This window comes from Sporosarcina sp. USHLN248, from assembly GCF_037144575.1.
GTDB classification, from domain to species: Bacteria; Bacillota; Bacilli; order Bacillales_A; family Planococcaceae; genus Sporosarcina; species Sporosarcina contaminans.
The window spans coordinates 50,781-63,854 of record NZ_JBBCZC010000004.1; the positions used below are offsets into that span (position 1 = coordinate 50,781).

Genomic DNA, 13,074 nt, shown 5'->3' on the forward strand with positions numbered 1-13,074 from the left:
ACAGACGATAAGCGGCCAACCCCCTTATCGTCTTTTTTAAAGAATTGTCGTAAATGATACTCAAACAGGAGGAATAGTAAATGGCAATTACAGCACAAATGGTAAAAGAATTGCGTGAAAAAACAGGTGCAGGCATGATGGACTGCAAAAAAGCACTTACTGAAGTAAATGGAGACATGGAAGCGGCAATTGACTTCCTACGTGAAAAAGGACTTTCAAGCGCTGCTAAAAAAGCCGACCGCATTGCAGCAGAAGGAACTACAAGCATCATCGTTGACGGCAACAATGCTGTAATCTTCGAAGTGAATGCAGAAACAGACTTCGTTGCGAAAAACGAAGGCTTCCAAACACTTGTTAAAGAACTTGGTGAACATCTTCTAGCAGTTAAACCTGCGACGATTGAAGAAGCAAACGAGTCCAAAATGTCCAACGGTTTAACAGTTGCTGACCATATTTCAAACGCAGTAGCTAAAATCGGAGAAAAGATTACACTTCGCCGTTTTGAAGTGAAAACTAAAACGGATAACGATGCATTCGGTCCTTATCTTCATATGGGCGGACGCATCGCAGTGTTAACTGTCCTTGAAGGAACAACAGATGCAGACGCTGCTAAAGACGTGGCAATGCACATCGCAGCTTTGAACCCTAAATACATTTCACGCGACCAAGTTTCAGCTGAAGAAGTAGAACATGAGCGCCGCGTATTGACTGAGCAAGCTTTAAATGAAGGCAAGCCAGAAAATATCGTTGCGAAAATGGTTGAAGGACGCCTTGGAAAATATTTTGAGGAAATCTGTGTACTTGACCAAGCATTCGTTAAAAACTCCGATCAAAAAGTTCGTGATTTCGTTAAATCAACTGGCGGCACTTTGAAAGATTTTGTGCGCTACGAAGTCGGAGAAGGAATTGAAAAGCGCGAAGATAACTTTGCGGATGAAGTTATGAGCCAAGTTAAAGGCAACTAATTTCAACTATAAGAGATAATAAAAAAGTAGGGGACACAGCATTGTGTTCCCTATTTTTCGAGAAAATAGTGGATGGAGGGTACATATGAGCGTCCCAAAATATGAAAGAATCGTTTTGAAACTTAGTGGTGAAGCACTTGCCGGCGATAAAGGATTTGGCTTATCACCAGAAATTATTAAATCTGTGGCAGCTCAAATTAAAGAAGTGACAGATTTAGGTGTAGAAGTCGCTGTCGTTGTCGGTGGCGGTAACATTTGGCGAGGAAAAATCGGTAGTGAGATGGGCATGGATCGAACAACTGCGGATTATATGGGTATGCTTGCCACTGTTATGAATTCATTGGCACTGCAAGACGCACTTGAAAAATTGGAAGTCGAAACGCGGGTTTCCTCTTCAATTGATATGCGTCAAGTTGCAGAACCTTATATCCGTCGTAAGGCGATCAGGCATCTTGAAAAGAAACGCGTTGTCATTTTTGCTGCTGGAACGGGGAATCCGTACTTCTCTACAGATACGACTGCCGCTTTACGTGCAGCTGAAATTGAGGCAGACGTCATCTTAATGGCGAAAAACAACGTTGATGGTGTATATTCAGCAGATCCAATGAAAGATGAATCTGCAGTGAAATATACTGAACTCACTTATATCGATGTGATCAGCCAAGGACTTGAGGTTATGGATTCAACTGCTTCAACCCTATGTATGGACAATGACATCCCTCTCGTAGTATTCTCGATTATGGATAAAGGAAATATTAAGAAAGCCGTATTAGGAGAACCGATTGGTACGGTTGTCAGGAGGAATGGGTAAATGCCGAAAGCAGTATTGGATCAAACAAAAGACAAAATGGAGAAAGCGGTTGGAGCGTTAACGAGAGAGTTGGCTTCAATTCGCGCAGGACGTGCGAATGCTTCTTTGTTGGATAGAATTTCCGTCCTTTATTACGGAGCGCCTACGCCGTTAAACCAAATGGCAGGAATTTCGGTTCCTGAACCACGGTTGTTAGTTGTGCAACCTTATGACAAAACAACATTAGGCGATATCGAAAAAGCGATATTGAAATCAGATATCGGAATTACACCTTCAAATGATGGGTCTGTCATTCGTCTGGCAGTTCCTGCGTTGACAGAAGAGCGTCGTAAAGAGCTTGTGAAACAAGTGAAAAAGGAAGCTGAAGATTCAAAGGTCGCTATCCGCAACATACGCCGTGATGCAAATGATGAATTGAAGAAACTTGAAAAAAACAGTGAAATCACAGAAGATGAATTGCGTCGTGGAGGAGAAGAAATCCAAAAATTAACGGATTCTTTCATTGAAAAAATTGATGAAGTCGCAAAAGAAAAAGAAAATGAAATTATGGAAATCTGATTGAAGAACTTTTCATATGAGCGAGCGTCCTACTTTCAGGACGCTTTTTTTATCGAATAAAAAACGGTAATAAATAGGCATGAACACGATATAATCCGTTGAGGCTAATGAATTCAAACGGATAAATGGATAATATTTATTTTGCCACAGCATAGTTTAGAAGAGAACATGCAAAAGCACAGTTATTTTGAATGAAATTTATTGAACGATTTGATACGATAGATTAGGTACTTGCTCAAAAAAGCAGGCGAGTGGAGGAAACCGAATGTTAGAAAAACTGTTAAGGAAAAAAACTGCAGAGACAGAAACATCACTTTCTGACAGAGTACAATCTGTCAAAAGCAAACAAGTACCTTCACACGTCGCCATTATTATGGATGGGAATGGTAGATGGGCAAGGCAGAGAAGCTTGCCACGAATTGCGGGACATCATGAAGGCATGAAAACAGTCCGGAAAATAACGAGGATTGCAAACGATCTTGGCATAAAAGTACTGACACTATACGCGTTCTCAACGGAAAATTGGAAAAGACCAAAAATGGAAATCGATTTCCTCATGAAACTGCCCGGAGAATTTCTAAGCACGTATTTGCCCGAATTGATCGAGCGGAATGTAAAAGTGGAAATGATCGGAAATTATGATGCGTTACCGGAACACACGAAGGAATCAATACAAAAAGCTGTAGAAGCGACATCCCGAAATGACGGCCTCATTTTGAACTTCGCCATGAATTACGGCAGCCGCCTCGAAATCGTCAACACTGTAAAAGAAATTGCTAAATTAGCGGTTGAGAAGAAAATTTCGATAGAAGATATTGATGAGTCTATGATTGAAGCACATTTGATGACTGCTCATTTACCAGAACCAGACTTACTCATACGAACGAGCGGAGAAGTGCGATTGTCGAACTTTATGCTTTGGCAGCTCGCCTATACAGAGTTTTCGTTTGTTGATGTATTATGGCCAGATTTCGATGAAGATTGCATGGTAGGGGCGATTGAAGAGTTTCAGATGCGTAGCCGGCGCTTCGGTAATGTAGAAGGAGAAAAACTATAGTGAAACAGAGAATCATTACAGCAGTCGTAGCATTGGCAATCTTTTTCCCGTTAGTCATCATTGGCGGATTGCCGTTCACAATAGCTATTTATGCAATTGCATCAGTAGGATTATATGAATTATTACGAATGAAAAACATATCCCTCTTTTCTGTAGAAGGGATCATCACTTGGATTGCACTAATCGTATTGCTCTTGCCTGCCAAATGGGCAACGACAGTTGAGGAAGCGATTCATTTTTCGAAAATTGAAATGGCGTTTGCACTTATATTGATCTTATTAATTTATACTGTCATCTCTAAAAATCAATTTACATTTGAGCATGCTGCCTTCATGGCACTTAGCGCATTATATGTCGGCATCGGCTTCTATTACTTCATAGAGACCCGTATTTATGGTTTTGAATATGTGTTTTATGCATTGCTTGTCATATGGGCAACTGATTCTGGAGCCTATTTTACAGGCAGAAAGATCGGAAAGAGGAAATTATGGCCTGAAATTTCTCCGAACAAAACGGTTGAAGGTTTTGTCGGGGGAATTCTTTATGCTGTCGTATTTGCGATTGTGTTCCAACTCTTTTATCCGGTTGCTTCGTCCATTTGGCTGCTATTTGTCGTAACAATCATCGCATCGATTGTCGGGCAGCTTGGAGACTTAGTTGAATCGGCTCTAAAAAGGCATTTTGACGTAAAAGACTCCGGAACATTACTGCCAGGACATGGCGGCATTTTAGACCGCTTTGATAGCCTTCTATTTGTGTTGCCACTCCTTCATTTTCTGCAATTTGTAGGATGATGTAACTTTTGTCCACTCTTTGATATGCTGTAGTATGAATGCAAAAAAATTCTCGGATCAAACCGGGGGTTAAATCCTTGCAGAATTTATTTAAAGCCTCCTGTACAAGTAGGATGACAATTGGCCAAGCCTTACGAAGTATAGGAAAGGTTGAAAGGAAGTCAATGGATATATGACAAAGAAAATAAGTCTGTTAGGTGCCACAGGCTCGATTGGCACCCAGACATTGGATATACTTCAATCAAATCCAGAACGATTCAAATTGATCGCTTGCTCTGCAGGTACAAATATTGATGCTATCAGAAAAATTATCACTCATCATCATCCATTAATCGTATCGGTAATGAACCAATCTGATGCTCAAGTATTGTCGACTGAATTTCCAGCCACTCAATTTTATTATGGCAAGGAAGGGCTAATTGAAGTAGCTGCCCATGCAGGTGCTGATCTACTCATTAATGCTGTTATTGGCAGCGTTGGACTAGAGCCGACATTGCATGCTATCCGAGCAGGTATTCCGATCGCAATTGCCAATAAGGAAACGTTGGTGGCGGCAGGTGAAATTGTTATGCAGGAAGCCCGACACCATGAAGTGCCAATAGTACCTGTCGATAGTGAACACTCCGCTTTGTTTCAGGCGTTGAACGGGGAAAACCCGAAAAGAATTTCGCGCTTGCTACTCACTGCTTCAGGCGGAAGTTTCCGTCATTTAACGAGGAGTGAATTAAACAATGTAACGGTCGAACAGGCATTGGCTCATCCGAATTGGTCGATGGGCAATAAATTGACCATCGATTCTGCAACAATGATGAACAAAGGGCTTGAAGTGATTGAAGCGCATCATCTATTTCAAATGCCTTTTGATAAAATTGACTGTGTCCTTCATAAGGAAAGCATTATTCATTCGATGGTTGAGTTTGAGGACACGAGTGTAATGGCTCAATTAGGCTCACCCGATATGCGAGTGCCAATTCAATATGCAATGACTTATCCAGATAGAATTCCAATGCAGCAACCGAAGCCTCTTCGCTTGGAGGAAATAGGGGCATTGCATTTTGAAAAGATGGATTTTGATCGTTATAAAGCGTTATCATTAGCTTATGAAGCAGGAAAAGAGGGCGGAACGATGCCTGCAGTGATGAATGCGGCAAATGAAATAGCCGTGCATTTGTTTATGAAAGGTGCCATCCCGTTTCTGCAAATCGAAGAAATTGTCGAGCGAATGATGAATGAACACCAGTCGATTAATGCGCCGACTTTGGAAGCGGTTTTGGAAGCGGATTCGAATACTCGTCAAAAGGTATATGATATGGTAAAATAAATTATTTGATAAAACGGCTAAGTTGGCCAGTTGAGGTGGTTTTTGATGGAAACCGTTATCGCGTTTATTATCATTTTCGGTTCTCTTGTCTTTTTTCATGAATTAGGGCATTTCTTATTCGCGAAAAAGGCTGGTATCTTAGTGAGGGAATTCGCAATTGGATTCGGACCGAAAATTTTATCTCTCCGAAAAGGGGAAACTTTATACACAATCCGTATTTTGCCTTTAGGCGGTTACGTCCGAATGGCAGGAGAGGATTTTGATACAGTTGAGCTGCAACCTGGCTATCGCGTCGGTATCATACTGAACGAGGAAGATGAAGTGGAGAAAATCTACTTAAACCGCAATGTGAACAATCCGAATGTCTTATTCTTGGAAGTGGAGAAAGCGGATTTGAGCAGAAAGCTCTTTATTGAAGGCTATGATGAAGAAGGAAAGATCGTTCGCTTCAATATCGCTAGGGATGCGATCGTCAATGAGAAGGGGCAGGAAACATTAATTGCTCCTTATGACCGGCAATTTGATTCGAAACCGTTGGGCAGCCGTGCGATGACGATTTTTGCGGGACCTTTATTCAACTTCATCTTAGCATTTTTCATTTTCCTGGCGATCGGCCTGTTACATGGAGTGCCTACAAACGAGCCAATCATTACTAAGGTATTGGATGATCGGCCGGCTTATGAGGCTGGAATGGAAAACGGCGATTTTGTTAAGGAAGTGGATGGCGAGTCAATCGAGTCTTGGACCGAGTTCTCTGACATAATTAAAGATCACCCCGGTGAACAGCTTCAAATGAAAGTGGAGCGTGACGGAGAGCTTGTAACATTGCTTGTCACACCCGACACGCTTAAAGAAGCGGGGCACAAGTATGGTCAAATTGGAGTAGAATATACGAGCCCGGTGGAAAAAAATGCGTTGAAAGCTGTCGTATTCGGGGCACAAGAGACGTATACGTGGATCAAGAGGATCTTCGAATTATTGGGAATGCTTGTAACCGGTCAATTTACAATCGATGCATTAAGTGGACCGGTCGGTATTTACAAAGCAACTGAGGAAGTTGCACAATTTGGCATCTTTACACTAATGAATTGGGCAGCAATGCTTAGCATCAACTTAGGGATTATGAATTTACTTCCTTTGCCTGCATTAGACGGCGGTAGGTTACTCTTCTTCCTCTTTGAAGCAATCCGAGGGAAACCGGTCGATAAGCAGAAAGAAGGCATGATTCACTTTGTCGGCATTATGTTATTAATGGTGCTAATGGTTGTTGTAACTTGGAATGACATCCAAAGATTTTTCTTTTAGCACAATATGGAATGGCACCTGACTTCTTATCGGACGAAAAGATTCATGGTGCCATTCTCATTTTCAGTAGAGAAAATGTGTTTGAAAACGAGGTGGTAATATAAATGAAACAATCAAAAACATTTATACCTACTATGAGAGAAACGCCTACAGATACTGAAATTGCTTCCCATCAGCTTTTGTTAAGGGCAGGATACATACGGCAACATGCAAGTGGTATTTATCATCTTCTTCCATTGGCGAAAAAGGTAATTCGTAAAATTGAAGCGGTTATTCAGGAAGAAATGGAAAAATTAGAAGCGGTTGAATTGGCAATGCCGATTATGCAATCATCTTCTTTGTTGGAGCAGACAGGAAGATGGTCAACTTCGGAAAAAGAACTTTTTAAAGTGCAAGATCATAATGGAAGGCAATTCGCAGTTGGTCCATCGCAGGAAGAGTTAATCACCTCGCTTATATCTGCTGAAGTGAATTCTTATAAGAAATTGCCTTTAACAGTATTTCAGATTGCTTCCAAATTTATTGATGAACAACGCCCACGACACGGTTTATTGCGAAGCAGGGAAGACATTGTGAAAGATGCATACTCGTTCCATACTTCTAATGAAAGCTTGCAAATGAAATATGATGAGATGAGACAAGCATATGCCAATATATTTGCAAGGCTAAATTTGCAAGTTCGAGAAGTGGTATCCTTAGGTGATGGGATGAATCAGGAACCTGTGCATCAATTTTTCTCTATATCGGATGCGGGGGAAGAAATTATCGCATATAGCGATTCATCATCTTACGCTGCTACTATTGAAACCGCTGAAGTAAACATTGACTACAAAAAATCGACAGAGCTCCAAAAAGAGATTGAACAGGTCGACACGAAAGATTTACGGACGATTAAAGAAGTTGCTGCATTTTTAAATGTACCGTCCTCAAAAATTATTAAGACGCTCATCGTCAAAACGGAGGATGGATTAGTAGCTGTTTTAATCCGGGGCGACCATGAGCTTAATATGGAAAAGTTGCGTAGCGTAGTCAGTTCAAGCAAAATTGAAATGGCTTCCGAAGAAGAGGTAGCAACGATTCTCTCATGCAATGTCGGTTCCATTGGTCCAGTGAAATTGCCGATAGATTTGAAAGTATATGCAGACAATGCTGTTGCTTCAATCGTTAATGGAATTTGTGGCGCAAACATAAATGATGTCCACTTGGTAAATGTCAATGCAGAACGTGATTATGCGGTAGATCAATATGCAGATTTAAGGATTATTCAAGAGGGTGACCCTTCTCCTGATGGAAAAGGAACAATTCGATTTGCCAAAGGCATCGACGTAGGGCGTGTTTCGAAATTAGGAACGATTTATAGTGAAGCATTGAATGCTTCATATGTAAATGAAGAAGGAAAAGAACAGCCTTTCGTGACTGGTTCTTATCGAATCTACATTTCTCGCATATTTTCAGCTCTTGTTGAACAATTCAATGATGCGAACGGCATTAAATGGCCGAAAAAACTTGCGCCGTATGATATACATCTATTGACGATTAATATGAATGATGAAGTACAAAAACAGTTATCCGAAGAGTTATACCATCTATTAACTTCATATCGATACAATCTTTTGCACGATGACCGCGATGAGCGGGCCGGTGTAAAGTTCAGTGACGCTGACCTAATCGGGTTGCCAATTCGATTAGTCGTTGGGAAACGGGCTTCTGAAGGAATGATCGAAGTGAAATTCAGAGATACTGGTGAAACAGTCGAGTGGCAAAAGGAAGAAATTACGGAAAAGCTGCAATCTTATTTCCGGGAATAAGGTAAAAGGACTCTTCTTCATTCATTAAAAAAAGCGCAGGGGAAGGGCTAATGAAGTTGCCTTTTCCCTTCTTTTCACTGTTAGAACAGGGGGATCATCATGGATGATAAAATGAAATTATTGACACTTTTGCAGCAAATTGAATTGACGGACGATCAACATGTCATCCATTTTGAGCAAGGAACATTAGAACGGGTCGATGTGCATCGGAAATCGCGTCTTTGGCTATTCACCATTAAATTGCAACGTCCTTTGCCTTACGACGTTTATAAAGTTTTCCGCCAAAGGTTACACGATGCTTTTGCCGCAATTGCAACTGTTCGAATTCAAATCAGCTCAAATGAGGATCGTTTAGATGCAGAACAATTTATAAGCTATTGGCCATTTGTCATAGAAGAGTTGAGGGATATGTCACCGCCTATTCGAGATAGATTAATAGGTCAAAAACCTTTGGTGACAGGACCTGAGAAGGTTACCCTTAGCTGTTCCAATGATTTTGAGCAACAAACATTAAAAAATAAATATGCAAAACTTTTATCTGAAGTGTACCAATCATTCGGATTCCCGCAAATTGCCTTCGATTTTTCGATCGCGGAAAATAACAACGACCAAGAAGAAGCTGAACGGCTCGCATTTTTAGCGCAGCGGCAAGCAGAAGAGGAAGAGTTTGCAAAACAGGCTCTTGCCAACTTGCAACAGCGAGAAACAAAGAAAGAGAATGGAGAGCTTGGCGATCGGCGTTTCGTTTTAGGCATTCCGATTAAGTCGGATGAACAGATCATAGACATTCAATCGATACAGGATGAAGAGAGAAGAGTGACAATTGAAGGTTATGTATTTGACGTTGAAGTAAGAGAGCTAAGAAGTGGACGCTCATTGCTGACTGCAAAAGTGACCGACTATACAGATTCAATTTTAGTGAAAATGTTTTCAAGAGATAACGAAGATGCAGAGCTTATGAAAACATTGAAGAAGGGCGCGTGGGTGAAAGCGCGAGGTAGTATTCAAAATGATACATTTGTAAGAGATCTTATTATGATGGCACAAGACATTATGGAAGTTAAGCCGATCATCAGGCAAGATAAAGCACCGGAAGATCGAAAGAGAATTGAGCTTCATGCGCATACAAACATGAGCCAGATGGATGCGGTTACCTCTGCATCGGCTTTAGTGGCACAAGCTGCCAAATGGGGACACCCTGCAATTGCGATTACCGATCACGCAAATGTGCAATCTTTCCCTGAAGCATACGCTGCAGGGAAGAAAAATGGCATTAAAGTGTTATTTGGCATGGAGGCAAATTTAGTCGATGATGGTGTTCCAATCGTTTATGATGAAGAGCATCGAGAACTGGAAGAAGATACTTTTGTCGTGTTTGACGTCGAGACGACTGGGCTTTCAGCGGTGTATGATACGATCATTGAGTTGGCAGCAGTAAAAGTAGTTAATGGAGAAATCAAAGAGCGGTTTGAGCGATTTGCTAATCCCCATCATCCGCTATCTTCAACGACGACTGAATTGACAGGGATAACCGATGATATGGTAAAAGACGCGCCAGAAGTATCTGAAGTTATAAAGGACTTTAAAGAATTTATTGGCGACTCCATTATGGTTGCACATAATGCGTCATTTGATATGGGCTTTTTCTATGAGGCGAGCAAAAGAGCGGGTGTACATGATCGGAACTATCCAACAATTGATACGTTGGAATTGGCGAGATTCCTATATCCGGAGATGCGCAATCATAGATTGAATACGTTAGCGAAGAAATTTGACATTGAGTTAACGCAGCATCACCGTGCGATTTATGATACCGAGGCGACAGCCCACCTATTCGTAAGGCTTATGAAAGATGCGAAGGAGAAGGGCATTGAATGGTTGGATGATTTCAATCGCCATATCGGAGAAGGGGATGCGTATAAGCGATCAAGACCATCTCACTGTACATTATTGGCAACTGATGATGAAGGATTGAAAAATCTATTTAAATTAGTGTCATACTCCCATATGGACTATTTCTATAGAGTTCCGAGAATTCCAAGATCCTTGCTCATCAAACATCGGAAAGGCATATTAGTTGGTTCAGGCTGTGACAAAGGCGAAGTGTTTGAAGGATTAATGCAAAAATCGATCGACGAAGTCGAAGAAATTGCGAAGTTTTATGATTATCTTGAACTCCATCCAAAACCAGTTTATTCTCACTTAATTGAAATGGAACTAGTGAGAGATGAATGGAATTTGGAAGATATTATGCGTAAAATGATTAAATTAGGCAAGAAAACCGGATTGCCGGTTTGTGCGACTGGCAATGTCCATTATATTGACGAGACGGATGCGATGTATCGTCAAGTACTTGTCAGATCGCAAGGTGGGGCTAACCCATTGAACCGCCACCAATTGCCTGCTGTCCATTTTAGGACGACAGACGATATGTTAGAGGAATTTTCATTTTTAGGCGAAGAAGTCGCACAACAAATTGTTATCGATAATCCGCAAGCGATTGCTGATCGAATCGGCGATGTGAAAGTTATTAAAGATGATCTTTACACGCCAGCAATCGAAGGGGCGGATGACGAAGTACGTAATTTAACGTATACGATGGCACGTTCAATCTACGGTGAACAGCTTCCGGAAATTATTGAAGCGAGATTGGAGAAAGAATTAAAATCAATTATCGATAATGGTTTCGCGGTTATTTACCTTATCTCTCATAAGTTAGTAAAAAAATCTTTAGATGATGGCTACTTAGTTGGTTCAAGGGGATCCGTCGGTTCATCTTTAGTTGCTACAATGATGGAAATTACCGAAGTTAATCCAATGCCGCCGCATTACGTTTGCCCATCATGCAAAACATCGGAGTTTTTTGACGATGGTTCCGTCGGTTCTGGTTTTGACTTGCCGAACAAGGCTTGCCCATCTTGTGGGACGATGTATAAAAAAGATGGACAAGACATTCCATTCGAAACGTTCCTCGGTTTTGACGGCGATAAAGTGCCGGATATCGATTTGAATTTCAGCGGTGATTACCAAGCGCATGCTCATAATTATACGAAAGTTCTTTTCGGTGAAGATTATGTATATCGGGCGGGTACGATTGGGACTGTTGCAGAGAAAACAGCCTATGGTTATGTGAGAGGTTATATGAACGATAATAATTTGCATTTGCGCGGCGCAGAAATCGATCGATTAGTTCAAGGCTGCACAGGCGTGAAGCGCAATACGGGACAACACCCAGGTGGTATTATTGTAGTTCCAGATCATATGGAAATCTTTGATTTTTCACCCATCCAGTTCCCTGCGGATGATGTCAACTCAAGTTGGAGGACGACTCATTTTGATTTTCACTCAATCGACAACAACCTTTTGAAATTGGATATATTAGGCCATGATGATCCGACAATGATTAAAATGTTGGAAGATTTATCAGGAATTGATCCAAAAACAATTCCTCCTGACGATGAAGGTGTTATGGCGCTCTTTAGTGGGACTTCATCTTTAGGTGTTACGGAAGAACAAATAGATTGTAAGACGGGGACATTAGGCGTACCTGAATTCGGCACTCGCTTCGTACGCCAAATGTTAGAGGAAACGAAACCGTCGACATTTTCCGAGCTAATCCAAATTTCAGGATTGTCACACGGAACGGATGTATGGCTTGGAAACGCACAAGAGCTGATTCAAAATAAGATTTGTGAACTGTCGGATGTTATTGGCTGTCGTGATGATATTATGGTGTATTTGATTTATCAAGGGCTCAAGCCAGCAATCGCGTTTAAGATTATGGAGTCTGTGCGGAAAGGAAAAGGTTTGACGCCTGAATTTGAAGAGGAAATGAAAGCGAATAACGTACCTGCATGGTATATCGATTCATGTAAAAAGATTAAGTACATGTTCCCGAAAGCCCATGCTGCTGCATATGTACTTATGGCATTGAGGATTGCCTATTTCAAAGTGCATTATCCGATCATGTATTATGCGGCTTATTTTTCGGTCAGAGCGACTGATTTTGATTTGGTGACGATGACGAACGGTTCTGCATCCATCAGGGCGAAAATTAAAGAGATCAACGATAAAGGACTTGAAGCATCACCAAAAGAGAAAAGCTTATTGACTGTACTTGAAATATCGTTGGAAATGTGTGAACGAGGTTTTTCATTTGCGAAGCCTGATTTATACAAATCGGACGCAACGAAATTCATTATCGAAGGTAATCAGCTCATCCCTCCTTTCAATGCGATTCCTTCGTTAGGTACAAACGTAGCAAAAACGATTGTTGAAGCAAGGAAAGACGGCATTTTCTTATCAAAAGAAGATTTCCAGCAAAGGGGCAGAGTGTCTAAAACTGTTGTAGAATATATGGACAATTTAGGCTGTCTCGAAGGAATGCCTGATACAAATCAATTGTCGCTGTTTTAGACTAAAAAGCATTACAGTTGCAATGATCGTATATGAATG

The 13,074-nt window shown here is 41.1% G+C and carries 9 protein-coding genes; all 9 read left to right on the forward strand.

The window, feature by feature from the left end; translation table 11 throughout:
* Positions 1-80 precede the first annotated feature (80 nt).
* On the forward strand, positions 81-965 hold the full coding sequence (tsf, locus tag WFH04_RS02600; protein WP_336822497.1) for a translation elongation factor Ts: 885 nt from the start codon (positions 81-83) through the stop codon (positions 963-965).
* A gap of 85 nt (positions 966-1,050) precedes the next feature.
* On the forward strand, positions 1,051-1,776 hold the full coding sequence (pyrH, locus tag WFH04_RS02605; RefSeq protein WP_336822498.1) for a UMP kinase: 726 nt from the start codon (positions 1,051-1,053) through the stop codon (positions 1,774-1,776).
* Positions 1,777-2,334 carry a ribosome recycling factor gene (gene frr / locus WFH04_RS02610; RefSeq protein WP_336822499.1) on the forward strand — a complete coding sequence of 186 codons (558 nt, stop codon included), beginning with the start codon at positions 1,777-1,779 and terminating at the stop codon, positions 2,332-2,334.
* A gap of 265 nt (positions 2,335-2,599) precedes the next feature.
* Positions 2,600-3,391, forward strand: a complete 792-nt coding sequence (gene uppS, locus WFH04_RS02615; protein ID WP_336822500.1) for an undecaprenyl pyrophosphate synthase — start codon at positions 2,600-2,602, stop codon at positions 3,389-3,391.
* Positions 3,391-4,185: a phosphatidate cytidylyltransferase gene (locus WFH04_RS02620; RefSeq protein ID WP_336822501.1), complete on the forward strand. Its 795-nt coding sequence runs from the start codon at positions 3,391-3,393 to the stop codon at positions 4,183-4,185. Before uppS ends, WFH04_RS02620 begins: the two co-directional genes overlap by 1 nt.
* A gap of 172 nt (positions 4,186-4,357) precedes the next feature.
* Positions 4,358-5,506: a 1-deoxy-D-xylulose-5-phosphate reductoisomerase gene (locus WFH04_RS02625; RefSeq protein ID WP_336822502.1), complete on the forward strand. Its 1,149-nt coding sequence runs from the start codon at positions 4,358-4,360 to the stop codon at positions 5,504-5,506.
* Positions 5,507-5,551: 45 nt separating this feature from the next.
* Positions 5,552-6,811 carry an RIP metalloprotease RseP gene (gene rseP, locus WFH04_RS02630; RefSeq protein ID WP_336822503.1) on the forward strand — a complete coding sequence of 420 codons (1,260 nt, stop codon included), beginning with the start codon at positions 5,552-5,554 and terminating at the stop codon, positions 6,809-6,811.
* Between the two features lie 104 nt (positions 6,812-6,915).
* Positions 6,916-8,619 carry a proline--tRNA ligase gene (locus WFH04_RS02635; RefSeq protein ID WP_336822504.1) on the forward strand — a complete coding sequence of 568 codons (1,704 nt, stop codon included), beginning with the start codon at positions 6,916-6,918 and terminating at the stop codon, positions 8,617-8,619.
* Between the two features lie 99 nt (positions 8,620-8,718).
* Positions 8,719-13,035 (forward strand): PolC-type DNA polymerase III, encoded by a 4,317-nt coding sequence (locus WFH04_RS02640; RefSeq protein ID WP_336822505.1) that lies wholly within the window; start codon positions 8,719-8,721, stop codon positions 13,033-13,035.
* The last annotated feature ends 39 nt before the right edge of the window (positions 13,036-13,074 follow it).